This is a genomic window from Bacillus sp. RK1064, assembly GCF_051488405.1.
Taxonomy (GTDB): domain Bacteria; phylum Bacillota; class Bacilli; order Bacillales; family Bacillaceae; genus Bacillus.
The window spans coordinates 1,061,575-1,086,559 of sequence record NZ_JBPSCZ010000001.1 but is presented as its reverse complement, the minus strand read 5'-3'; the positions used below and the strand labels follow the sequence as shown (position 1 = coordinate 1,086,559).

Below are 24,985 nucleotides of genomic sequence, written 5' to 3'. Positions count from 1 at the left end.
GTTAGTTACTAGAAACAGAAATATTACCTGTCTCTTTGTTAGAGGTATAGGTGGTTGTTCCAAGTTCAGTTTTAAAAATTGTAGATTAATAGCTTTATGCACTTTTCGAATAAATTAAAAGAAGCCCTAATCTAGAAATAACAGAGGAAAGATAAACTGATAACGTTCAGGAGAATACACATTTGATAAAATATTTAGTGGAGGAGAGAAAGATATGAAGTCACTTTTACTAATTGGACAATCAAATATGGCGGGGCGCGGCTTCAAGCATGAAGTGCCTCCGATTTATAATGAAAGAATCATGATGTTGCGAAATGGTAGATGGCAAATGATGACTGAACCCATTCATTTTGATAGGCCGGTAGCTGGTGTAGGACTGGCGGCTTCCTTTGCGGAGGCTTGGTGCAAGGATCATGAAGGAGAGAAGATTGGTCTTATTCCATGTGCAGAAGGTGGCAGTTCCATTGATGAGTGGTCGCTAGACGGAGCATTATTTCGTCATGCAATAAATGAAGCTAAATTTGCAAAGGAAAATAGCGAATTGGTCGGGATATTATGGCATCAAGGAGAAAGTGACAGCCAAGATGGGAAATACAAAGCATACTATGAAAAAATACTAAGATTATTTTTTCATGAACTAAGAACTGAATTATCTGTACCTAACATTCCGCTTTTAATAGGAGGTTTGGGCGATTACTTGGGAAAAGTGGCATTTGGCGCAGGGTATGTGGAATATCAACGTATTAATGAGGAACTACAAAAATATGTACATCATCATGAAAATTGTTATTATGTTACTGCGAAAGGTCTTATATCTAACCCAGACGGAATTCACATCAATGCGATGTCCCAGAGAATATTTGGTATAAGATACTATGAAGCTTTTCGAAAAAAAGAACATATACATGAGCCATTACCAAATGAAAATGAGTTAGTCAATGAATGTCATAATAGAATGAATACCTCAGCGGAGAAAAAATACATAGCACTAGAAAAGTTCACGTTGGGCAAGATTACTTACGAAGAGTTGCTGGAGGCTTTATCGTAGGTTAAGCTTATGGTAGCCTTTGAATGAAACCGTTATAACTCATAGTTGTGATAGACAGAAACATTACATATCTCTTGAAAGGATGATTGTGGTGGTGAAATCAGATAAAGTCTCCTCCTGAATACATGAAATCACATTCAGGAGGAGATAAAAAATGTTTAAACAAATAGACGAAAATTACCCGCGAAAAGAGCACTTTCATCATTATATGACGTTAACCCGATGCTCATATAGCCTGGTGATCGATTTAGACATTACGACTTTGTATTCCATATTGAAAGAAAAAAAGCTAAAAGTATATCCTGTGCAAATTTATTTGTTAGCAAGAGCTGTGCAAAAAATACGAGAGTTTCGAATGGATCAAGTGAACGATGAACTTGGCTACTGGGAACTTCTCCATCCTAGTTATACGATTCTAAATAAAGAAACAAAGACATTTTCAAGTATTTGGACGCCTTATGACGAAAACTTTGCTCAGTTTTATAAAAGCTGTGCAGCGGACATTGAAACATTTAGCGAAAGCAGCAAACTATTTCCAAAACCTCATATGCCAAAAAACATGTTCAATATTTCAAGTCTGCCGTGGATTGATTTCACTTCTTTTCATCTTAATATATCTACAGATGAAACTTATTTACTGCCAATATTTACGTTAGGTCAATTTAAGATGAAAGAAGAAAAAATCATCCTGCCAGTCGCCATTCAAGTACATCATGCTGTTTGTGATGGCTATCATGTAGGTCAATATGTGGAATATTTGAGATGGCTTATAAAACATTGTGAAGAGTGGTTAAATGATTCATTGCAGATTACCTGAAGACAAAAGGTGTTCTCATGGAAATCTAGAAGATGAAGGCAGACTGAAATGAGTCTGCCTTTTTGTTTTGTGATAATCATGAAATGTGCCAAAGGTTTACGATGCTACATTTGTTCTTTTTGCGGTTTCTTTTCGGTACTTTGTAAATAATTGTATGTGATAATAAATGTCATATAAGGGAGTTTAGTGGAAGGGGAATAAGGGATGGAGAAAGTTCTTTCTTCACATGTAGGTGTGAAAATAAATGAATGGTATAAAATGATTCGGCAATTCAGTGTACCCGATGCAGAGATTTTGAAAGCTGAGGTAGAACAAGAAATTGAACGGATGGAAGAAGAACAGGATCTACTGATTTATTATCAATTGATGTGCTTTCGACATCAGCTTAGGCTTGATTATATCAAGCCTTCAGAAAAAAGATCACCTTCTGTTTCTGATTTGGTTGATAAAATTGAGCATTCTAATCATCAACTTTCCGGTATGTTGCAATATTACAATGCCTTTTTTAGAGGAATGCATGAATTTAGTAAGAAAGAATATGTACAGGCCATTCAATATTACAAGATCGCTGAGAGGCAGCTCGCACTGGTTGTCGATGATATTGAGCAAGCGGAGTTTCACTTCAAGGTGGCTGAGGCTTACTATATTATGAAGCAAACGCATGTGTCTATGCATCACATAATTAAGGCACTTGAAATTTACGATCAGTATGAGTTATACAAGATTAGAAAAGTTCAATGTTTATTTGTAATAGCAGGAAATTATGATGATTTTAAGCAGTATGAAAAATCATTAATACACCTGAATAAAGCCTGTTCCATCGCTGAAAAAATAGCGGATAAAAGGTTGATTGCCAAGGTGCTTTTAAATATAGGAAACAATTATGAAAAAAAACAAGATTATGCAAAGGCTATCCAATATTATCAAGAGTCCCTTGAAATATCAGAAGATGGTATGGACGATGTAAAATCGGTCATATATGTTAACCTTTGTTGGGCGCTATATAAGACAGGAGAAACTGATGAAGCATCCAAATTAGTGGATAAAGCTTTGAAACTGATCTCTCATAAAGAGAACCCGCACGAAATTCTATTAATACGTTCTATAAGAACTACATATGAAAGTAATGATGAGGATAAGATTCAAGCTATGCTTCAGACATTTGAAGAAAAGCAGTTGTTTGTTTTCGTAGAAGAATTCACTAAAAATCTTGCAGTTATTCATGAAAAAAGAGGAAAGTTTGAGAAAGCAACAGAATATTACAGGATGGCATTTCAAGCCCAACAAAATATTCAAAAAGGAGAGTGTCTTTATGAGTATTAAAAAAATAATTATTATAAGCTCTATAATCTTTCTTGGTGCAGGTGTGTATGAAGCATCTAGTACGATAAAACCAGCATCAAATCGAAATACAACAATGGAGGATTCGAATAGAAATACAACTTTCATTCCACACAAAATCGATCGAAACACAGCCTCTCAAAACGTATAGATGAAAAGAAAACAGACCTTAAGGAGGTCTGTTTTCTTTTTGGGAAACATGTTAAAACAGCAAGGCTTATCATAAAACCTTCACAGATATCCTCTACCTTTATTAACCAAAGCTTCGGATGTATATGTCAGTAAAGAAGAGCTTGAACACATATTTGAGAGGCAAGACCTTCGTCAGCAGAATCTCTTCAAAATGGCACATTATCCGATGGAAGAAACGGAAGAGATCGAATGGTTTTTCGATCGTATGAAACAATACATCCAACAAATAAAAGATCAACATGTCTTGTATGAAACAGCCACAACGATTCACTCCACCCTTCTGTTAAACCCAGATATGCCAAGAAATGACCGTATCAATCAAGAGCTGCAAGAAATGGCTGAGTTTTTAGAAAAGAGTGGTGATCCTAATAACGCTTTTTTGGGAGAAGACATTCATCCAGTGGAAAAGCGATAGTGAAAGAAGAAAAGCCCCTGTAAAGGGCTTTTTAAATGTAGTTTAAGACCTCTTTTTATTTAAAATTTTCATGATGAATAATGCGATATATGAAGCAATAATTGAGCCTAAAGTGTAGACAACTACCCAGCCTAAGAAAGAAATATTAAAAAGTGTAAATGTCAGGATGAGTAAAATGATAAAGCTCACAACTGGCATGAAATAAATCTTTTGTACAATCAATGTGACGATAAAAGAAGCGATGATCATACTGACTGGAAGCAAGCCGAATGTGAATTCTAAATGAGTCATACCAATTCTCCCTTTAAATGACTTAGCTACATTTGAGTTTAATAAATTATTAGACAAAAGAATTAATAACCATATCATAACATGAATAAATACAATTATATCATTTTATGTAATTTAATAGGATGTGTGATGATTTTAAATCCTGCTTTTTGTAATCTTATTGAAAGTCATATTAAAATAAAGTATAGTAACTTTATATTACAAAGAGGAGGATGGTTAAAGATGATGCATGCAGGAAGATTACGCCAGCAAACTTTGAACAATCAGTAATTTCATATGTTCAAAGGCTCTGTTTTCATCAAGCGGAGTAAACGGGGGGAGTCTGCACATTTTTAATGATCTTCAGCGGAAAAGTATGCAATTTCACTAGAAGACAGGCAGATAATCGTTCTGTCTTTTTTTGTATGTTTTTTTATGATACAAAGAAAGACATAAGTCTAGCTTTGTTTACTCTGACCACATAAAGTAGCCTGTTTGTGGTTTTTTGTGATGATATTCTTGATGTCTATTGATCATGACTAAATGAGCAATTGGAGGAATGAATATGAATAGACTGGAATTAAAGCAGTTAGCCAATCATCACGGATTAGAAATTTTAGAGAATACCTTCAAAATAAATGAACAAGGTGTTGATTTCCGTGTCGCACATGTCGAAGATTTACATGGTGATCAATGGATATTAAGAATGCCTCGCAGACCTGAATCAATGAAACATGCCTTACAAGAAAAAAAGACATTAGATCACATTAGTAAGCAGGTTCACTTTCAGGTCCCTAAGTGGTCTATTTTTACAGAAAGTCTGATTGCTTATAAACAATTAGAGGGTGTACCGGCGGCTAGTATTGATGTGGAACAGCAATCTTATGTGTGGAGTTTTGATCAAACGAATGTACCGCAAGCTTATTATGAATCATTAGGAAGCGTTTTAGCGAATGTACATTCCTTAGATCAACAGCCTTTTAAAACGATCGGAGTGGAGATGCTCAGTGCTCATGAATTAAGAGCATCAATGAAACAGCGAATGGAACGTGTCAAATCGCAATACACCATTAACAGCGGTTTATGGGAGCGCTGGCAAGCATGGCTAGCTAAAGATTCTTTATGGCCGCCTTTCGTGGGGGTGAAGCATGGAGATTTACATCCTGGCCACATTCTGATTGATGAAAATCAATGTGTTACGGGTGTTATTGATTGGTCTGAAGTGGGGGTTGGTGATGTATCTGCAGACTTTTTGTCGCATCAACTTCTCTTTGGGAAAGAAGGATTAACAAAACTTATCCATGCGTATGAAAAAGCAGGCGGGAGAACTTGGTCAAGAATGGATGAACATATAAAAGAGCTTCTGACTACAAGTGCGATCACTGTGGCCGAGTACGCACAGAGATCAGGATTGAAAGATATGCATGAAACTGCAGCATACATGTTGGCAAACGAAAGATAATCAATCAGAACGTATCCAAAAAAAGCCCTGAAAAGGGCTTTTTTTAATCTAATTCATGAAAAAACTGTTTGAGCTGATCAATGAAAACTGATTTGGATTTTCCCTTTTTATAAATGAACTCGATATTGATGTTGAAATTGATGGATGGATCGATTGAAATTTGTTTTAATGTTCCTTGTTCTACCTCATTTCTAACGCAATGATGAGGTAGAAACGATAGCCCCATTCCTTGCAGCACTAAATTTTTTGCGGTTTCCATATGATCAACCTCAATGGAAATGTTCGGTGTGATGTTGTTCTTTTGAAATAATCGGTGGAGCATCAGCCAATCAAATGACCCATAGTCAAAGAAAATAAAAGGCTGTTCTTCTAGTTCTTTCATATTGATGTTGTCAAGGCTGGCAAGCGGGTGATGAGTTGGGACGAACAGCCCGATAGGATCACTGAAAATAGGGATCGATTCAATTTGAGGATGTGTTTCAGTCCTGACAATCCCAAAGTCCACTTGATTGTTGATGACTTTTTGAACAACATCCTTTGAATGTCCTGTTACAATTTTCACTTTCAGGTTTTCGTATTTTTCTTTCAGGGCAGGCAATATGTTAGGCAATAGATTATTGGAAATAGAGGATGCGCATCCAATCGTCAATTCATAAGGGATCATCGTTTGCTTGAGACTATGCTTTGCTTCTTGATAAGAATGGAGGATCTTTTTGGCATGCGGGTAAAACTGTTCACCTTTTTCCGTCAGAGACAGCTTATTTCTCTGCCTATCAAATAATTTCAGGTCTAATTCTTTTTCTAACGATTGAATACGTGCCGAAACAGAAGGCTGGGTTAAATACAGTGCTTCCGCAGCTTTATTGATACTGCCTAGCTGGCACACATAAATAAACGCTTCTATATTCTCAATATTCATTTTATCCCCTTATGTTGCGTTCTTTAAATGTTTAGCTTTTCAAGCTCATACACTAATTTTACAGCTTCTTTCGCCAAAATGACAGTAGGGTCAATCATTTTCACATCTTTAGTTGACCTTAGGACTAAGGGGATTTCTGTACAGCCGGCTATGATGGCTTCTGCCCCTTGATTGATTAAAATTTCTGCAGCTAACGCCAATTCACTTTCGCCTTTACTTAATTTTCCTGCTTTCACCGCATATATCCCATTCATAACGTTTTTCTGAAGATTTTCACTAGGAGTCATGACGTCAATATTGTGATGAGCACAAGCCTTTTGATAGAGCTGGGTTTTTAATGTTCCATCAGTACATAGTAAGCCCACAGATGTATAGTGATGTTTGTTCAGGTAATTTGCGGTTTCTAATGGCATATTCATGATAGGGATATGAGTGGAATGTCGTACGTTTTCTAAAAAGAAGTGAGCGGTATTGCATGCAATGAGAATAAAGTCCGCTCCTGCACGTTCTAATCTCTTAGCTGATGCAATCATATCATCTGTAGGATCTTCGCCTTTCCCAAATATGGCATTGGTTCTATCAGGGATTTGAGGATAATTATCAGCAATCACATGGAGATGATCCTGATCTTTTATCGCTGGAGTATGTGAAATGATTTTTTTCATCAGATCTATCGTTGCTAAAGGACCCATCCCGCCCATAATTCCGATCGTTATAGACATATACGCCACCACATTTCTTTTTTTTCTATTATAAAAAAAGAAAGCATGGTGATCGTTATAGAAAAGTTCTATATGTATATAGAAGGTTTATCAAAAGCGTCTTTTAATGGCGCTTAGCGGCCCACTCCGATTGAAGAATCGCATATTGATATTCATCAATTCAATGTCCTTTTGACATATAATTTTGAAGTAAATGTCCTTCGCGTCTCATCTTTAAACGTTCCAGCACTTGAATAGATTTTTCATTGCGCACATCAGTAAAGGCAATGATTTTATACTTGTCCAGTGTAGTGAAAATATATTCGATCATTGAACTCAAGGCTTCGTGAATATAGCCCTTTCCTTGAAATTCAGGTGGGAGAGTAAATCCGATTTCAACGTTTCTGGGCTCACTGGCAAGTGTGTGAATTGCGCAATCTCCTATCAGTTGATTGGATTCAGGTAAGGCAATAGCGTATTGAAACCATGTCCCCGGTTGATTAGGTTTTTTTTGATGTTAAACAAATGATTCAGCTTCTTCGTACGTATAGTTTTCCCAAGATTGATATGTTGCAATAGAGGGATTTGCTCGGTACTGATAAAATGCTTCAATATCTTGCAGATCAAATTGACGAATAACTACCCGGTTTGTCCTTGTGAATATGCTGTTTGCATTCTTCATGTTTTACCCTCATTTTTTAGTTTGTTTTTGATTTGAAAAAGTCTATCAGCCATTCAGATAGCTGCTGCTGTGCTTTACTGACAAATCGATCTGCATAATAAGTTAATTCTAAGTGACGAACAGGTGCCGGATCAGCAATAGGAATCGAAACAATATTTGGCCACGTCGAATGGTATTGCAGCAATCCTCGCGGCTGAATGGTTGCACCGATGCCGGCTTCAACCAGCTGCAATAATGAAGATGCGGACCCAACCTCCATGACAGTGTCTAGTTCAACACCCTGTTCTTTACATACGTCATCTACTAAATCCCTTCCTAGATATCCCTTCGGATACATGACCAAAGCATGCTGCATCAGCTCTTCCAATGTCACTTCACTCTTTTGGGCTAGATCACTTTCTGAATGAACAAATAATTCGTAGGGCTCACTTCCAAGTGGAATTTGAACGAGACGCTTATCCGCAGGCCCTCGCAGCCCGATGCCGAGATCCACTTTATGCGACAGTACTTCTTCACGAACGTAGATCGTTGAATATGCTTTCAGATTGGTTTCAGGATAAAGTGTTTTAAATTCTACAAATAGCGGAACAAGCTGAAAGTCAAGATCGGAGGGGAGTACTGCAAGTCGAACGTTTCCTCGTTTTTCAGATAACAGTTCTTTCATCGCATTTTTCGCATCTCTTTCAGCTTGAAGCATTTTCATACCATATTGATAAAGCAGAGAACCCGCTTCAGTTGCAACGACTTTTTTACCGATTCGATCAAAGAGCGGCATCCCAACTTCAGCTTCAAGCAGCCGGATCTGCTGGCTTAATGTAGGCTGTGATATCCCTAATTGCTCAGCAGCTTTTGTGAAATGTAAATGGTCGAATACAGCCATGAAATATGTAATATGACGAGTATCCATTTGTCATCCTTTCATAAATAATAGTTTTTTACTATCATCATAATACGAATTATTGTATTGATCAATGAATGCGGCAGATTTATACTCAAAGTAACTTCAACAAGATGAGAGAGGAAGAAGAGCATTGATGAAAAAAATATTTTATTTAGCCGCTTTATTTTTAGCTGCATTAAACTTGCGCCCAATCATTACGTCCGTGGCTTCTATGATGAGCATGATCCAAACAGACCTTGGAGTCAGTGCGCTGACAGCAAGTCTTCTAACCACTTTACCGGTCTTGTGCATGGGGGTGTTTGCACCTGTAGCAACTAAACTAAGCCGCCGTTTTGGTTTAGAGAGAACGCTTTTTTTCTCGATTCTTCTCATCACAATCGCTACTGGACTACGTGGGACGAGTCAAACGGTTGCCGTCCTTCTCATCACTGCATTTGCAGGAGGCGTTGGGATTAGCTTTGCAGGACCTTTATTGTCTAGTTTTATCAAAAAGTATTTTCCGAAAAGCCCGGGGATTGTGAGTGTCTATTCTATTTCGATGACGATTGGGGCAGCACTTGCTTCTGGCTTCACCATTCCGATATATCTTCGCAGTGAGCATAACCTTCCGCTCGCCTTGTCTTGCTGGGCGGTTTTAGGGATGATCGCATTAATCTTATGGCTAGGGCTGGCTCGGAAAAAACAACAGGCTGATCATACGGCCTTGCCGCTAAGGCTGCCGCTGCGAAACAAAAAAGCCATTCAATTCACCTTGTTCTTTGGCTTTATGTCCAGCATGTTCTATTCGTTAACAGCATGGATTTCACCCATCGCCCTTAGTTTTGGAAATAGTCCACAGTATGCCGCCATGCTGCTGACGATATTTACACTGATTCAGATTCCGGTGGCACTACTCGTTCCAGGAGTAGTCACTCGCTTAGGAAAACCGAAATTATTTCTGATTTTATGCAGCGTGTCAGAGCTGATCGGCCTTATTTTCCTTCTACTTCCAATGCCTATTTTGCCAGCCGTCATTTTTCTAGGGATTGGGGCAGGTGGATTATTTCCCTTAGCACTTATGCTGCCCATTATTGAGACGCGTACACCGGAGGAGGCTGGTACATGGTCCGCTATGTCGCAGATGGGCGGATACATCATGGGCGGGTTTGGTCCGTTTTTCATTGGCTTGGTTTTCGATCTAAGCGGACATTTTCAAGCTTCCATTGTTGCAATGCTCGTCATTGTCTCATTGATGATTGGCGTTCAGTTATCAATGAAATTAGGTAGAAAAGAGGAAGAAGTGTCGAGTTAAATCATGCAGCTTCACATTTCAATCAAAACGGGGAGGTTTTATTGCTTAAGAAGGGGAGCCTGGGGAGAGATACTGGGTGTTTGTTTATGATGGAACGTAAGGAATGTCTTCATTTTTCGCAGCCGCTTTTATAGCTTTTCTTTATTGAGTTTGCGCAATAATGGAATATTTCACAAAATAATAGAGTCACCTAAAGGAGGCAAGTATTGTCTCTCTTTTGTTGTTTTAGGAGTAAACACCAGTGATACTTTCATTTAACTAGAAATGCTATTGCTTTTTTGCTCGATTAAGAGTTTGATTATAATAGAGACTGTAAAACAGAAGACGATAGAATAATTCAGTATCGTGAGCTCCAGTGAATTTTTTTGTACTTTTGCAAGATATGTTCCGAGAAAAATTTGCACAAAAAGAACTAGAGGTGAATAATATGACAACCTATGAGTCGAAAGACATTTTAAAGCAAGCAATCATGAAGACGTACAATCAATACGATGAAGAATTCAATATGATTCGAGAAGAAATGAAAGATGATCGAATAGAGGATGTAAGCCGAACTCCTGCAGAAAATTTGGCCTATCAAGTTGGTTGGACAACCCTGCTGCTTCAATGGGAGCAACACGAAACTGAAGGAAAGGTTGTCCATACGCCAGCAGAAGGTTATAAATGGAATCAGCTTGGCACATTATATTCTCTTTTTAATGAGAAGTATGCCTGCCAATCACTAGTCGCATTAAGAGCTCAGCTCAAACAGAATGTTTTAACTATTTGTGATATGTTGGATCGTATGAGTGAAGAAGAAGTGTTTGAACCTCATCAACGAAAATGGGCGGATGATGCGACAGCAAAGGCTGTTTGGCCAGTTTATAAATTTATTCATGTGAATACCGTTGCTCCTTTTAAAAATTTCCGTACTCAAATTCGTAAATGGAAACGATTAAAACAAGTATGACGTGAAGGATATACGATGTACATATTTCGTTAGAACTAAACTTGATTGTATCATCTTATTTTAGAGAGAACAGGGGGCGCTGATTCGAGCCCAGTTATTCCTTCTTATCAAAATTACGATCACTCACATGGCTTCTTTACAGGAGCTTTTTTTCTTATTTTTGCGGTTTCTTTTCGGTGTCGGACGATTCACAAAATGATAATATATGTCATTATAGGGAAAATAGAGGGAGGGGTAAGGACGGATGGAGAAAGTGCTTTCTTCTCACGTCGGCTTGAAAATCAATGAATGGTATTATCATATTCAAAGATTTAACGTACCGGACGCCGAGGCATATAAAGAAGAAATCAAATCAATGCTTGATCATATGGAAGAGAATCAGGATTTATTATTGTATTTCTCACTTATGGAGTTCAGACATAAATTAATGCTTGATTACTTGAATCCTTTAGAAAATGGGAAAGAGCGGGCGAACTTTAGGGAACTCGCAATGAAGATCAAAAGGGATCAAGAGAAATTAACAGGATTGCTCGAGTATTACTTCAATTTTTTCTACGGCATGTACGAATTTGAAAACTACGAATACCTCAATGCGATTACCTTCTATAAGCGGGCAGAAAAAAAGCTGTCTCTTGTCAGCGACGATATTGAACGTGCCGAGTTCAATTACAAGATGGCAGAAATCTATTACCACATGAAACAAACCCATATGTCGATGCACCATATCGCACAGGCAATAGAATGTTATCGAGAAAAAGATACATACACAGTAAGAGAAATCCAATGTTCTTTTGTCATTGGATTAAACTATATAGATATGGGCTGCCCCGAAAAAGCAATACCCCATTTTCAACACGCACTAGAAAAAGCCGCCGACAACTCAACAAAACGATTAAAAGGATCAGCACTTTATAATTTAGGGTTGAGTTATTTTCATAACAATGATCTTTCAACTGCAATTAAATATTTTAATGAATCTATTCATTCGTTTAAAGAACAGGGATATGAGCATTTAAATAAAATTCTTGATCCGCTGGTCATGTTGACAAAATCATATTTTAAAAATGATCAGAGAGATTTAGGTTTATATGCATTAAACTATGGACTTGAATTAGCTGAAAAATTAAAGGATGATATTTTTATCAATACATTCGTTATGTTGAGATCACTTTATATTGATAACAATGAAAATCGTATAAAAGAGTCAATGGCTTATTTGGAATCAAAGTCTTTTTTTGCTAATCTTGAAGATTTAGCGAAAGATGCAGTGAAGCATTATAATAAAGCAGGAGATATAGAACGCTCAAACGAATTTTATGAGAAGATTCTATATTTCCAACACCAAATTAAAAGGGGAGACTGTCTTTATGAAATTTAAGTCAGTAGCAACCGTATTAATAATTGTCAGTGTGTTAGGTGCTTTTAGTTATGTTTCATCAAACGATATCCATAATGAAGCCCAAAGAGGACATACATCAAGTATCGGTTATTTTGCTTAAACTTAAAAAGCCTGTTCAATGGCTTTTTTTATTTAATTGTCGCTTTTCTCAATGTTAAGTCTTCAGAAAAAGCAACTAGGCGGACAATGTCCGTTCTTTTTTGTTTTAAAAGATTGAAATCTTGTTATGTTTTTCCATCATACATTCAATTATTTTTAATCACCTGCTGTATTATATTTTAAAGGATGTTACCGTTGTATGTAAGGAATGATTGGCCAATCTTCCAATAAGAGTTGGAGGGAAATCATGAATTGCAAAATTGAAATATTAAGCAATATGAAGATGGTGTATATGAGAAATATAGGACCATATGGAAGCAAAAAGAATATAGAGATGATGAAGCATTTTAAAAAATGGATCAACCAACATCAATTAAATGATGAATTAAAGAAACATGGCATATACGGTGTTCCTCAAGATGATCCTGCAAGGACTTTACCTGGAAAATGCAGATATGACCTCATGATCATGACAAATAGAGATTTCTCAAATAATCAAATGGTTCAGACTGGTTATTTTGAAGGAGGAAAGTATGCTGTTTTTACAGTGACGCATACAACTGAAAAAGTGAATTTGTTTTGGTGTCAATTACCTGACTATATTCAGAACAATCAATTGAACATGCGTCAAGCCCCTATTATAGAGCGATATAGAGAAGAGGAAGGCGAAGATAAGGTGTGTGAATTCTTACTGCCTATCTTTTAGACAATTTATCGAACGTCAATGAAAACAGACCTTTATGGTCTGTTTTTATGGTTAAATCATCTAGGACTCGTTGCTTCAAATGCTATACTAAGGCTAAACTATAAATGAAGGGTCATGATAGGAGGAGCATTGTGTGATATTCATCATAGGCATTGTCATTGCTTTTATGATTGCTATTTTAGGTTTTACTGTTTTCGTAGAAGTAGGAAATGGACTGGGGACGGCTCTCAGCATCATCGGAGGACTGGTCATTTTATTCATAGCCGGTAGATTACAAAGACGAAAAGAACAGAATGATCCCAACATATTATTAGATAAGATGATGATGCTTTTTCACGAAGATGGATTTCAGGCATCTGCATATATCTTTTCAGAGCAAGTTGATAAGGGATTTGCGATTGATGATGAGTTAAAGAAAATGCGCTTTATTGAACATCAACCTGGCGGGTTAACTAGAAAAAATAGATTTGCAGTCACTGAGCTTTCCTTGAAAGATTTGAAACAAGTTGAGATATTAGAAGATGGTGTGCCGATTGAATATTCAGCTGAGAGTGATGATAAAGAAGAGGTCTCGACGCTTGAATTAAGATTAACTATGAATGATCAAGAATCATCAACGATCACGATCAACTTCTTGCAATTTGATGGACCTGTTCGTAAAAGCAACGCTCATTACTTAGCTGAACGGGAAAATTTGCAGGAGGTTTATGATGATATTGAAGCAATGATGAAATCTGCTAATCACCGCTCATAGAGAAGAAATCACAGTTTGATGTGGTTTCTTTTTTTTATGTGTACCCAAGAAAAGCTGGTCCGGTCATTGTAGTTGAATGTTTTTCTCAAAAATGAATAAAGATAGACTAGACGCGAAAGCGAACATGAAGATAGAAAGAACTCTCATGTGATGAGGAGGAAAAATAAATGAAAAAGCTTTGCAGGGAAGTTTGGATCGAAGTCAACCTTGACGCGATTAAAAGAAATATCGGGGCCATTCAAGCGCATATTCCGAGGAAAAGTAAGATCATGGCTGTCGTGAAGGCGAATGCTTATGGACACGGTTCAGTGGAGGTAGCGCGGCAGGCACTGGAAAGCGGTGCGACGGAGCTCGCAGTTGCTAGTTTGGAGGAAGGCATTGTATTGCGAAGAGCAAAAATTGAAGCGCCGATTTTGGTTCTTGGATTTACCCCGCTAGATTGTGTGAAAAGGGCTGCGGCCTGGAGAATTGACCTCTCCGGCCTTCGAGAAGACTGGATTGTTGAAGCAAATGAGATCTTAGCGGAAGAAGATAGTCAGCGCCGGCTTGGGATTCATGTCAATGTCGACACAGGGATGGGGCGATTAGGTGTACGAACGAAGGAAGAGCTGTTAGGAGTGGTGGAAGCACTTGAAAAGAGTGGAAATCTTAGATGGGACGGGATTTTTACGCATTTCTCCACTGCAGATGAGCCTGACCCTGATTTCACGCTGCTGCAGCACAGCATTTTTATTGATTTTCTTCGGTTTTTGAAAAAACAAGGAATTAAGCTGCCGACCGTACATATGAACAATACAGCGGCTGCCATCGCGTTCCCTGAATTTAGCGCCGATATGATTCGGCTGGGCATCGGGCTATATGGGCTGTATCCCTCGCAATACATTGAAAGCTTAGACGCTGTTCAGCTAGAGCCCGCTCTCAGTTTAAAAGCAAGGATTGCGTTCGTGAAGGAAATGGTGACAGAGCCAAGGACCGTCAGCTATGGTGCAACTTATGTAGCAAAACCTGATGAAATCATTGCCACCATACCGATCGGTTACGCAGATGGGTACTCACGTGCTTTATCAAATCGGGGATTTATGCTTTTCCGCGGCAAACGAATGCCGATTGCTGGCCGAGTCACAATGGATATGACGATGATCAGTTTAGGAGAAATGAAAGCAAAGCAAGGCGAGGAAGTCGTCATTTACGGCCGTCAAAAGGACGGAGAAATTTCTGTCGATGAAATCGCCGAAATGCTCAATACGATCAACTACGAAGTCATCGCCACCTTAAGCCGCCGCGTCCCAAGATTTTATCGTCGAGGCGGGAAGATTATTAAAATATCGACACCGGTGATGTATGTATGAGGATTTTATTATAAAAAGTTTATTTAAAAAACCATTAAATTGTAAACTTTGCAAATATTAGATCGATAAAAGGAGGGAATATAATGATGTGGGGGAAGAAAAATGAAAAAGAAATTTTTACTATTTATCATGGTACTTCTTTTAATAAGTACCCTTAGTCCATTTAAAGCAGATGCAGAAACAAAATCAACTGGATGGACGAAACGAGCTGATTTACCAGAAGAACGTATTAATGCCGGTGTAGGAGTGGTAGATGGAAAGATTTATTTATTTGGTGGAGCAAGTGAAAAAAATAAGTTAAATAATCAAACATTTATGTATGACCCTAAGAAAGATGTTTGGGAAGAAAAAACGAGCATGCCGAGAAATAGAACAGGCGGTACATATGCTACAGTAGGTAAGAAAATATATCTAATAGGTGGAATAAACGAAGAGACAAAAACAGCTTATAACACGATTGATATATATGATACAGAACTTGATCAGTGGGCAGAAGAACCGATTCAAATTCCAAGAGACCCTGTATTTTCAACTTATAACAAAGGAACTTTGTACGCAGTTGCAGTGAAAGAGGATATATATATTGTATCTTCAAAAAACTCTTATAAGAATAATGTCTATCAATACAATACAGCCTCTGGTGAATGGAAGAGCTTGAACTCATCGGCTTTACCATCTCGAAATGGGAGAGCCATTTCTGCAATTGACGGCAAAATATATGTTGCCGGTGGAGAAAATTCGATTGGGCATAGTAGAGAAAGATCTTTATTCCAGTATGATATTTCAACAGATAAATGGAGTAAATTAAAAGATAGTGACTTAACTTCATATTCATTTGAACCAGCCTACGAAACATATAATGGGAAATTCTTCGTTATTGGTGGACAGCGGACTGGTGATGATTCAAGTGAAATAATGAAGAAAGTTCAAATTTTCAACCCTGAAGATGGACATTTTAAAAATTCAGCTTATGAATTGCCAGAAGGAAGAGCATCAGCTGTTGCAGCAATTGTTGATGAACAATTATATGTCATTGGCGGACGTGACTACTCGTATCATATGAGACATCTTTCTGTAAAAAGTGATTACAGATCAGTGATTTCTATTTCATTAAAAGACTTACAAGTGACTGAAGATGAAACAAAGCCGGATGATGGGACAGCAGAAGACCCAAAGGATCAAGACGGAACAAAGCCAGATGATGGCACAACAGAAGATCCAAAAGACCAAGACGGAACAAAACCTGGTGATGGGTCAACAGAAGAACCGAAAGATCAGGACGGGACTAAGCCTGGGGATGGGTCAACAGAAGAACCGAAAGATCAGGACGGGACTAAGCCTGGGGATGGATCAACAGAAGAACCGAAAGATCAGGACGGGACTAAGCCTGGGGATGGATCAACAGAAGAACCAAAGGATCAAGACGGAACAAAACCTGGTGAAGAAGCAACAAAAGGTATACTTTCAATTACCATGATAAACGGGCTGCAAAAGGATTATTTGCTCTCAATGAAAGAAATCAACGATTTTCTAAACTGGTATAAAGAGAGAAGCTTTGGAATTGGTATGAACTTCTATGAAATCAATGATGAACATAATAAAGGACCATTCACTAGTAAGAAAGATTACGTGGTGTACCAAAATATCTTAATGTTTGATATCAAGCAATACTGATATTTATAAAATGGTAAAGCTGCTGATGATAGATCAGCAGCTTTTGTCTTTATAAAATTGTTAAAATTAGGATCATCGTCATGATAAAAATGTGATATCTTTTAAAGAATCTGCTAAACATCCTATAACCACGACCGATAATAGAATTGTCAGGGTTGATAAGCCCTAGAATAAAGGACTTTTTTCAGACAAGGACGTCTGTCAGGTCCCGCATACATGGAGGTAATAGGAAATGAGAATTAACCACAATATCGCAGCACTTAACACATTGAACCGTTTGTCTGCAAACAACGGTGCGAGCCAAAAGAACATGGAGAAACTTTCTTCTGGTCTTAAAATCAACCGTGCAGGAGATGACGCAGCAGGTCTAGCAATCTCTGAAAAAATGCGTGGACAAATCCGCGGATTAGAAATGGCTTCTAAAAACGCACAAGACGGTATCTCTCTTATCCAAACAGCTGAAGGTGCATTGACTGAAACTCATTCAATCCTTCAACGTGTTCGTGAACTAGTGGTTCAAGCTGGAAACACAGGTACTCAGGATGATACAGATCTTGGTGCGATTCAGGAAGAAATCAGCAACCTAGTCCAAGAAATTGGTAACGGTACTGATAAAAATGGTATTTCTGACCGTACTGAGTTCAACGGTAAAAAATTGTTGAATGGTGCTTTTGCTGATGGTACAGCTACTTTAACTTTCCAAATCGGTGCAAATAAAGCACAAAAATTAGATGTAAACATTGAAGCAATGTCTTCTGATAAAATTGGTGCTACTCAAGCAGATGGAACTCTTGTAGCTGGTCAAGCGGTCTCTAACCTTGATGTTACACAATTCGCTGCTGCTACACCAACACTTACATTTGATCAACAACTAGACATCGTAGATGGTGCGATCAAACAAGTTTCAAATCAACGTTCTAAACTAGGTGCAGTTCAAAACCGTTTAGAGCATACAATCAACAACCTTGGTGCATCTTCTGAAAACTTAACAGCTGCTGAGTCTCGTATCCGTGACGTTGACATGGCGAAAGAAATGAGTGAGTTCACGAAGAACAACATTCTTTCTCAAGCGTCTCAAGCTATGCTTGCACAAGCGAACCAACAGCCACAAAACGTACTTCAATTACTACGTTAATGACAGGCCCCTTAATGGGGCTTTTTTTTATGTCTACTGATATTTGAAAGAAGCAGATCTTGAAAATATCATGTGAGAACCACTTGGTGCGCGTAGCACACAATACGTCTTTTCCATAGAATTAAATCATGAATTAAGCCGGATAAATTAATAAATAAATATTAAAAAGTGTTAAACTTCCTATAAAAAAATCCGATAAAAGAATTGTCAGGGTTGTTAAGCCCTAGAATCAAGGACTTTTTTCAGACAAGGATGTCTGTCAGGTCCCGCATACATGGAGGTAATAGGAAATGAGAATTAACCACAATATCGCAGCACTTAACACATTGAACCGTTTGTCTGCAAACAACGGTGCGAGCCAAAAGAACATGGAGAAACTTTCTTCTGGTCTTAAAATCAACCGTGCAGGAGATGACGCAGCAGGTCTAGCAATCTCTGAAAAAATGCGTGGACAAATCCGCGGATTAGAAATGGCTTCTAAAAACGCACAAGACGGTATCTCTCTTATCCAAACAGCTGAAGGTGCATTGACTGAAACTCATTCAATCCTTCAACGTGTTCGTGAGCTTGTTGTTCAAGCTGGAAACACTGGTACACAAGACGGTACAGACCTTGGTGCTATCCAAGAAGAAATTGATGCTTTAGTCCAAGAAATTGGTAACGGTACTGATAAGAACGGTATCTCTGATCGTACTGAGTTCAACGGAAAGAAATTACTTGACGGAACTTTCAGTAAGGATGGAGCAACACCTAAAAAATTGACTTTCCAAATTGGTGCTAACGGTGCACAGCAATTATCTGTTCACATTGAAGCAATGTCTGCTGATAAACTTGGATCAGATCCAACTGATGCAACTAAAACAGTTTCAGCTCTTAAAGTAACTGATTTCGCAACTATTGCTGCAGACGCTGCAGGTGGTTTCAATGATCAATTAGATATCGTTGATGGTGCAATCAAACTAGTTTCAGACCAACGTTCTAAACTTGGTGCAGTCCAAAACCGTCTAGAGCACACAATCAACAACCTTGGTGCATCTTCTGAAAACTTAACAGCTGCTGAGTCTCGTATTCGTGACGTTGACATGGCGAAAGAAATGAGTGAGTTCACGAAGAACAACATTCTTTCTCAAGCTTCTCAAGCAATGCTTGCACAAGCGAACCAACAGCCACAAAACGTACTTCAATTACTACGTTAATGACAGGCCCCTTAATGGGGCTTTTTTTTATGTTCTTTTTTCTTCGATTTTTATCCAGTCTTATGCTTCTTAAACCCATCTGGTAAATTATGAAAAATGACCTTTAAATTTGGTATACACTAGCGAAATGATCATAATGAATGAGACTTTTTACTTATTTAATCCTTTTTTGTTAAACAAATTCCATTAATGTTCGATAAATGGATTGTAAGGCTTACAAAAAAATTCTAATTTAGAACTTTTGGACAAGGATGTTCAATTGGTTCAAACACATGGAGGTAATAGGAAATGAGAATTAACCACAATATCGCAGCACTTAACACATTGAACCGTTTGTCTGCAAACAATGGAGCAGGACAAAAGAACATGGAGAAGCTTTCTTCTGGTCTTAAAATCAACCGTGCAGGAGATGACGCAGCAGGTCTTGCCATCTCTGAAAAAATGCGTGGACAAATCCGCGGATTAGAAATGGCGACGAAAAATGCTCAAGACGGTATCTCTCTTATTCAAACGGCAGAGGGTGCATTGACTGAAACTCACTCAATCCTTCAACGTGTACGTGAACTAGTCGTACAAGCTGGAAACACAGGTACTCAGGATGATACAGATCTTGGTGCGATTCAAGAAGAAATTGATGCACTAGTTCAGGAAATTGGTAACGGTACAGATAAGAACGGTATTTCTGACCGTACTGAATTCAACGGAAAGAAACTTCTTGATGGTACTTTTGCTGCTGAGCCAGAAGGCGGAGAAGCGAAGAAATTAACTTTCCAAATTGGAGCTAACGGTGCGCAGCAATTGTCAGTTCATATTGAAGCAATGTCTGCTGATAAACTAGGAGTTGAGGATAAAACAGTTTCTACTATTAAAGTAACTGATTTCGCCGAAATTGCAGCAGATGAAGAAGGTGGATTTAACGACCAATTAGCAATCATCGATGGAGCCATCAAACAAGTTTCAGACCAGCGTTCTAAACTAGGTGCAGTCCAAAACCGTCTAGAGCACACAATCAACAACCTTGGTGCTTCTGCTGAAAACTTAACAGCTGCTGAGTCTCGTATTCGTGACGTGGACATGGCGAAAGAAATGAGTGAGTTCACAAAGAACAACATTCTTTCTCAAGCGTCTCAAGCGATGCTAGCTCAAGCAAACCAACAGCCGCAAAACGTACTTCAATTATTACGTTAATGAAAAAGCCCCATGAAGGGGCTTTTTTTGTTTCAATCTAATGAAAGCAAGTGCTGCAAACGAAAGTCAGGAACCGCTTCATGGAAAAAAGCTCGATTGCTTTCATCATCCTCTTTATCCCACTGACTCCACCATTCAGCAGTTTCTCCAGAAGTGTCGGCTTGAATCATGACATGCAGCTGTTCTAAGTTGATAACGTTGATAAAACTTTTGCAGCGAGCATTCCCGTCATACCGCCGCCAATGACGATGGCCCGCTCATATGTCATAGGTTGTCTCACAACATGCGCCTCCAATGAATATGTAAAATGATTACATGACCATTTCATCATATGTTGATGCTTAAATTATAGCAAATTTGCGTTTTGTTGAATATAGAGAGGGAATCTCCTTCTTTTTACTCGTACATATGAGAAATAACTTTAATCATCATCATTATTTTTAAAAAATAACTATTATTTTAAGAAGGACGACCGATAAATAACATAAGGGGGTAGAGAAATTGGATATACTACAGAGTATTGTGACAGCAGCACCTTATATGATGCAGATTTTAAAAAATGAAGTGACGATGGGTATCATTGACCGAGAGAAATTTTTGCTGTATTTGCCATCGAAAGATGTTGATTTTCAAATTCGAGCTGGTGAACATATTAAACCAGATGATCTGAATATGAAAAAAGCGCTGAGAGGTGAGACATCAAGTATGTTTGTACCTGAATCAGTGTATGGAGTACCATTAAATGCAATGGGATTGCCAATTTTTGATGAAAATGGGCAAGTGATTGGTGCCCTCGCTTTAGGATTTCCGCTCAAAAATCAAATAGAGCTTGAAGCGTATATGGAATCATTAAATGACATTATTCAAAGTATTCAAGAAAAGGTGCACGTGGTGGCGGCACATTCAGAGGAGCTTTCTGCTACAAGTGAGGAGATGACCTTACAAACGCAGCAAACACTTGAAAGCTCGAAACAAACAGCCGATATTACAAAAATGATTAAAGGCATCTCGAAACAAACGAGTTTGCTAGGATTGAATGCGTCAATTGAAGCGGCCAGGGCAGGAAAAGAGGGAGCTGGTTTTAGTGTTGTAGCAAGTGAGGTTCAAAAGCTTTCAAGTGAAACTTCACGTGCAACAGAAAACATCGAAAGCTCATTACAAGGAATTTCCTCCAATATACATACATTACTTGAAAGTATGGACCACATGAAAGGTTCTTCATCGGAACAGGCTTTACTTGTAACAGAGTTTAGCGAAATTGTGGAACGATTGACGATCGTAAGTAAAGAAATGAAAGAATTCATGCAGCATGTGATGTCAACGTAAAAAACGAATCCAAGAGGGATTCGTTTTTTGATGCGCTATTTTCTCTTGTTCTGATCAAAGCGATAATCATACGTGTCGCCCTTCACCACATTTAAAAACTCATGTCCAATTTGAACAAGCTGTCCGTTTTTCCATTTGATGAGAGGGTCTTTGTCAGGGTATTTCCAGTAAATCGTCTTCTTACGGTGGGTCAGTTTGTTTTCAATTTCTGCTCTAACTGCGTTTTCCTTTAGCTTTCCTCCGCTATGCTGATAGGTGTTGATGATGTACATTCCGTCAGGTGATGACATCGAGCGGATGAATGTTCCGTGAGACACGCCTTGAAGAGAGAAGCATTTCCAATAAATAATGCCAGCGAAGCTAAGGAGTAAGATGATAAGGATGAGGGTGGTTTTCTTTTTTAACATGAAAAATTCCTCCAGATGTAGATCACAATATTTCTAATTTATGAGAGAGAATACAAAAAGATTCATATAGTCCAAAAGTTCTATTCATTTCAATTATCGGTCATTTTTTCTCAAAATTCAACAGAAAGCCGTAAATGTAAGGAAAATTTAAGGAAGAATTCAAGTGGTGTATTTGATTCGAAACCTCTTTACAAAAGAATAAGGGATCAGTAGACTTATGCTCATATAGAGAAATGGGGCAGATGACATGAGACAAATCATCGATACGTATCAAAGTTATGAAGAGCTTTCCGCTCATGAAAGAATAGGAATTGATTATCGAATTCTTCACGAGCGGAAAGGTGACCAGCTTCTGGTTTTGTCGCCTCATGCCGGAGGAATTGAATCCGGCGTGAGTGAGCTCATTCATGAAATATCTAGTGATTATTCTATGTATCTATTTGAAGGCCTTAAAGTAAAAGGCAATCATGTTCTTCATATTACAAGTACACGTTTTGATGAGCCGGTTTGCCTTTCACAGGTGCATACCCATCATTATACGTTTGCACTCCATGGTTATGGAGAAACAGAGGTGCTTCAAACGTTAGTGGGAGGTACGGACAGAGAAAGAGCGGCAGAAACTGTGAAACGTCTAACGCTAAATGGCTTTCACGCATTGCTGCTATCTGAATCTGATCGTTTTTCTGGAACACATCCTGATAATATTAATAACCAATGTCTGACGGGAAAAAGTGTACAACTTGAAATTAGTCAGGCGCAAAGAAGAGCATTTTTTCAAGACTTTAGGCGTCGCTATCGGCGTGATACACAAACTGAACAATTTTACCGGTACACAAATGTACTCAAACAAGTATTAGCCCTTTATGAATAAACTTTTATCGTTTTATGTCCGAGTATTTACGTTTGATAAACGGCTTCTTTTTCAGCGACCCTTTCTGCTTTCATTAAATAAGACGTAAACTCCTGTTGAAAGCGAATGCCTGTTTTTCGCTGTTCGAATAAGGCAAGCCGCTTTTCAGCAAAAGCTCTGGTGACGTGAAACGTTTGAGCAATATGCAAAATGGCTTGCTGCCGAAGGGTTGGAAGCTTCATTTGCAGCAGCATAAAGGTTGGAACACAAAAGTGATACATGAATTGTTTTGCCTGAAACTCCTGCAGTTCTCGAAAAAGTTTGTTCATTTTGAAATGATTGCCTGTATGCTTTAGCACATGACAAAGCTCGTGGGCAAAATCCTGCCATTGTTCTTCAGATGATAGGGATCTGTTTAATATAATACTGTAAAGACCTTGATGCTGGATCATCATACTGCCAGTCTCCTCGTAGTGGACCCATACATGAAATTCAGAAGCGATCCTTTGCATCTCTCTATAAGCAGGACCGCTTATTTGTAATTGAGCATATAACCGCTTAATATCTTCTTCTAAATGGGTTAAAAAACCAGTCATTTAAAAAACCTCCATACAAACGTATGTTCTATTTTTGGCGTAAAAGAAAAGTCCATATAGGACTAAATAGCTAATTGAGCTATTACTTACTTTTTATATCGGCTTATTTTTAACAATTTTAACATAAATTCAAGGAAAAATGGAAGTAATTCCTGTTTTTTTCTGTATTTTTGCACTTTCCACTACTAAAAAGAGTGATTGAATTCAAATTTTACCATAGTCTTCTCATGAAAACAAACAAGTATTGTCTTACGAACGCCACCGATTGATGAGAAAGATCAATTCAATCTAGCAAAAGGGAGTGCAGAACATGGTACAAATTTATCAAGATTTTATTCCAGTTGGAAACGGAAACCGCCCAGGATATGCGATGACACCGGAGTATGTGACGGTGCATAACACAGCAAACACGTCAAAGGGAGCGGATGCGAAAAGTCATGCGGCCTATGTAAAACGCCCAGCGACAGAGGTGAGCTGGCATTTTACAGTGGATGATCATGAAATATTTCAGCATCTGCCGTTAAATGAAAATGGCTGGCATGCAGGGGATGGACATGGGAATGGTAACCGGAAGTCGATCGGAATTGAAATTTGTGAGAATGAAGATGGAAATTTTCAGCAAGCGGTCAAACATGCACAATGGCTTATTCAAAAGCTATTAAAAGAACATCACATTCCGCTAGCAAACGTGGTCACACATCAGTACTGGTCTGGAAAAGCATGTCCACGCCAGCTTCTTTCTACATGGGATGAATTTAAAAAAGGGATTGAAACGGCAGAAGATCCGGAGCCGGTCATCACGTATGTCGTTAAAAGCGGAGATACGTTAACGAGTATTGCGAAAGCTCATGGGGTCACAGTTCAAGATTTACAGAAGTGGAATGACATTAGTGATCCGAATAAGATTCAAATTGGACAGGTTCTCAAAATTTATCGTAACGATGCAAAGAGCATGTATGAGCTGCCAGATGGGGTTTTAAAGGTGACGTCTCCATTGACAAAGGGAGAGCACGTACGTCTCGTTCAACAAGCGCTTGCTGCTGTTTATTTTTATCCTGATAAAGCAGCTGCAAATAAAGGGATCGACGGAGTTTTCGGAGAAAAAACGGCGAACGCCGTAGCGCGTTTTCAGCTGATGAATGGTCTGACAAGTGATGGGGTATACGGCCCTAAAACGAAGGAAAAGCTTCTGGAGCTGTTAAATAAGTGAGTGTTTCTGTTTGTATGATTGGATGACTGTTTCACTTTGTTCATTTAATCGACGAATATAAGGCGACGACTTATATTCAGCAAACTGAACATATCTCAATTGTTTGAT

25 protein-coding genes and 2 pseudogenes are annotated in these 24,985 nt (G+C 38.3%); 19 read left to right on the top strand and 8 right to left on the bottom strand.

Going from position 1 to position 24,985, the window contains the following annotated elements:
* The first annotated feature begins 214 nt into the window (after positions 1-214).
* From ACSSTM_RS05695 to ACSSTM_RS05680, 4 genes and pseudogenes are all read left to right on the top strand, one after another.
* On the top strand, positions 215-1,048 hold the full coding sequence (locus ACSSTM_RS05695) for a sialate O-acetylesterase (RefSeq protein ID WP_187704448.1): 834 nt from the start codon (positions 215-217) through the stop codon (positions 1,046-1,048).
* Between the two features lie 154 nt (positions 1,049-1,202).
* Positions 1,203-1,865 (top strand): type A chloramphenicol O-acetyltransferase, encoded by a 663-nt coding sequence (catA, locus tag ACSSTM_RS05690; protein WP_034663155.1) that lies wholly within the window; start codon positions 1,203-1,205, stop codon positions 1,863-1,865.
* 204 nt (positions 1,866-2,069) lie between these two features.
* Entirely contained in the window at positions 2,070-3,188 is a 1,119-nt protein-coding gene (locus ACSSTM_RS05685) for a tetratricopeptide repeat protein (RefSeq protein ID WP_437404023.1), read from the top strand.
* A gap of 256 nt (positions 3,189-3,444) precedes the next feature.
* Positions 3,445-3,813 (top strand): annotated as a pseudogene (locus ACSSTM_RS05680) (SMI1/KNR4 family protein); the annotation flags it as partial.
* A gap of 42 nt (positions 3,814-3,855) precedes the next feature.
* On the opposite strand, the gene ACSSTM_RS05675 reads toward ACSSTM_RS05680, so the two are convergent.
* Positions 3,856-4,104, bottom strand: a complete 249-nt coding sequence (locus tag ACSSTM_RS05675; protein WP_095285027.1) for a DUF2651 family protein — start codon at positions 4,102-4,104, stop codon at positions 3,856-3,858.
* A 544-nt stretch (positions 4,105-4,648) separates the two neighbouring features.
* Here ACSSTM_RS05675 and ACSSTM_RS05670 point away from each other — a divergent pair.
* Positions 4,649-5,545 carry a macrolide 2'-phosphotransferase gene (locus ACSSTM_RS05670; protein ID WP_095285028.1) on the top strand — a complete coding sequence of 299 codons (897 nt, stop codon included), beginning with the start codon at positions 4,649-4,651 and terminating at the stop codon, positions 5,543-5,545.
* Between the two features lie 43 nt (positions 5,546-5,588).
* On the opposite strand, the gene ACSSTM_RS05665 is transcribed toward ACSSTM_RS05670, so the two are convergent.
* From ACSSTM_RS05665 to ACSSTM_RS05650, 4 genes and pseudogenes are all read right to left on the bottom strand, one after another.
* Positions 5,589-6,464: a LysR family transcriptional regulator gene (locus ACSSTM_RS05665; RefSeq protein ID WP_034663143.1), complete on the bottom strand. Its 876-nt coding sequence runs from the start codon at positions 6,462-6,464 to the stop codon at positions 5,589-5,591.
* Between the two features lie 23 nt (positions 6,465-6,487).
* Complete coding sequence (locus tag ACSSTM_RS05660; RefSeq protein ID WP_034663141.1) at positions 6,488-7,186, bottom strand: aspartate/glutamate racemase family protein; 699 nt, start codon at positions 7,184-7,186, stop codon at positions 6,488-6,490.
* A gap of 160 nt (positions 7,187-7,346) precedes the next feature.
* Positions 7,347-7,847 (bottom strand): annotated as a pseudogene (locus ACSSTM_RS05655) (GNAT family N-acetyltransferase).
* A gap of 16 nt (positions 7,848-7,863) precedes the next feature.
* Complete coding sequence (locus ACSSTM_RS05650; protein WP_106041620.1) at positions 7,864-8,754, bottom strand: LysR family transcriptional regulator; 891 nt, start codon at positions 8,752-8,754, stop codon at positions 7,864-7,866.
* 127 nt (positions 8,755-8,881) lie between these two features.
* Here ACSSTM_RS05650 and ACSSTM_RS05645 point away from each other — a divergent pair, with 127 nt between their 5' ends.
* The 11 genes from ACSSTM_RS05645 to hag (ACSSTM_RS05595) all read left to right on the top strand — a co-directional run bounded on the left by ACSSTM_RS05645 (position 8,882) and on the right by hag (ACSSTM_RS05595) (position 20,488).
* Positions 8,882-10,039 carry an MFS transporter gene (locus ACSSTM_RS05645; RefSeq protein ID WP_095285031.1) on the top strand — a complete coding sequence of 386 codons (1,158 nt, stop codon included), beginning with the start codon at positions 8,882-8,884 and terminating at the stop codon, positions 10,037-10,039.
* Between the two features lie 427 nt (positions 10,040-10,466).
* Positions 10,467-10,988, top strand: a complete 522-nt coding sequence (locus ACSSTM_RS05640; protein WP_095285050.1) for a ClbS/DfsB family four-helix bundle protein — start codon at positions 10,467-10,469, stop codon at positions 10,986-10,988.
* Positions 10,989-11,232: 244 nt separating this feature from the next.
* Entirely contained in the window at positions 11,233-12,366 is a 1,134-nt protein-coding gene (locus ACSSTM_RS05635) for a Rap family tetratricopeptide repeat protein (RefSeq protein WP_268496166.1), read from the top strand.
* Positions 12,356-12,487, top strand: coding sequence for a hypothetical protein (locus ACSSTM_RS05630; RefSeq protein WP_262417147.1), 132 nt, complete (start codon positions 12,356-12,358; stop codon positions 12,485-12,487). Before ACSSTM_RS05635 ends, ACSSTM_RS05630 begins: the two co-directional genes overlap by 11 nt.
* Positions 12,488-12,733: 246 nt before the next feature.
* The gene (locus ACSSTM_RS05625; RefSeq protein ID WP_106037839.1) at positions 12,734-13,192 is read left to right on the top strand and encodes an AraC family transcriptional regulator; all 459 of its coding nucleotides are present in this window, start codon (positions 12,734-12,736) and stop codon (positions 13,190-13,192) included.
* 133 nt (positions 13,193-13,325) lie between these two features.
* A complete protein-coding gene (locus ACSSTM_RS05620; protein ID WP_437404022.1) occupies positions 13,326-13,946 on the top strand; it encodes a hypothetical protein in 621 nt (206 codons plus the stop codon).
* A 167-nt stretch (positions 13,947-14,113) separates the two neighbouring features.
* Positions 14,114-15,295 carry an alanine racemase gene (gene alr, locus ACSSTM_RS05615; RefSeq protein ID WP_034663119.1) on the top strand — a complete coding sequence of 394 codons (1,182 nt, stop codon included), beginning with the start codon at positions 14,114-14,116 and terminating at the stop codon, positions 15,293-15,295.
* Positions 15,296-15,397: 102 nt separating this feature from the next.
* Positions 15,398-16,969 (top strand): Kelch repeat-containing protein, encoded by a 1,572-nt coding sequence (locus ACSSTM_RS05610; RefSeq protein WP_437404020.1) that lies wholly within the window; start codon positions 15,398-15,400, stop codon positions 16,967-16,969.
* A 232-nt stretch (positions 16,970-17,201) separates the two neighbouring features.
* Entirely contained in the window at positions 17,202-18,104 is a 903-nt protein-coding gene (hag, locus tag ACSSTM_RS05605) for a flagellin Hag (RefSeq protein WP_034663114.1), read from the top strand.
* A gap of 290 nt (positions 18,105-18,394) precedes the next feature.
* A complete protein-coding gene (gene hag / locus ACSSTM_RS05600) occupies positions 18,395-19,300 on the top strand; it encodes a flagellin Hag (protein WP_034663110.1) in 906 nt (301 codons plus the stop codon).
* Positions 19,301-19,588: 288 nt separating this feature from the next.
* Complete coding sequence (gene hag, locus ACSSTM_RS05595; RefSeq protein WP_034623420.1) at positions 19,589-20,488, top strand: flagellin Hag; 900 nt, start codon at positions 19,589-19,591, stop codon at positions 20,486-20,488.
* Between the two features lie 32 nt (positions 20,489-20,520).
* Here the strand turns inward: hag (ACSSTM_RS05595) and ACSSTM_RS05590 are convergent, their stop codons facing one another.
* On the bottom strand, positions 20,521-20,658 hold the full coding sequence (locus ACSSTM_RS05590) for a hypothetical protein (protein ID WP_252067763.1): 138 nt from the start codon (positions 20,656-20,658) through the stop codon (positions 20,521-20,523).
* 331 nt (positions 20,659-20,989) lie between these two features.
* Here ACSSTM_RS05590 and ACSSTM_RS05585 point away from each other — a divergent pair, with 331 nt between their 5' ends.
* On the top strand, positions 20,990-21,814 hold the full coding sequence (locus tag ACSSTM_RS05585; protein ID WP_095285039.1) for a methyl-accepting chemotaxis protein: 825 nt from the start codon (positions 20,990-20,992) through the stop codon (positions 21,812-21,814).
* A 35-nt stretch (positions 21,815-21,849) separates the two neighbouring features.
* On the opposite strand, the gene ACSSTM_RS05580 is transcribed toward ACSSTM_RS05585, so the two are convergent.
* On the bottom strand, positions 21,850-22,221 hold the full coding sequence (locus ACSSTM_RS05580) for a DUF5412 domain-containing protein (RefSeq protein ID WP_034663103.1): 372 nt from the start codon (positions 22,219-22,221) through the stop codon (positions 21,850-21,852).
* Positions 22,222-22,468: 247 nt separating this feature from the next.
* Between ACSSTM_RS05580 and ACSSTM_RS05575 the strand changes: the two genes are divergently transcribed.
* Positions 22,469-23,092 (top strand): poly-gamma-glutamate hydrolase family protein, encoded by a 624-nt coding sequence (locus ACSSTM_RS05575; protein WP_034663100.1) that lies wholly within the window; start codon positions 22,469-22,471, stop codon positions 23,090-23,092.
* Between the two features lie 26 nt (positions 23,093-23,118).
* Here ACSSTM_RS05575 and ACSSTM_RS05570 read toward each other — a convergent pair whose 3' ends face one another.
* Positions 23,119-23,667 carry an ImmA/IrrE family metallo-endopeptidase gene (locus ACSSTM_RS05570; protein ID WP_095285040.1) on the bottom strand — a complete coding sequence of 183 codons (549 nt, stop codon included), beginning with the start codon at positions 23,665-23,667 and terminating at the stop codon, positions 23,119-23,121.
* 310 nt (positions 23,668-23,977) lie between these two features.
* Here ACSSTM_RS05570 and ACSSTM_RS05565 point away from each other — a divergent pair, with 310 nt between their 5' ends.
* Positions 23,978-24,877, top strand: a complete 900-nt coding sequence (locus tag ACSSTM_RS05565) for an N-acetylmuramoyl-L-alanine amidase (protein ID WP_309415451.1) — start codon at positions 23,978-23,980, stop codon at positions 24,875-24,877.
* Positions 24,878-24,985: the final 108 nt, after the last annotated feature.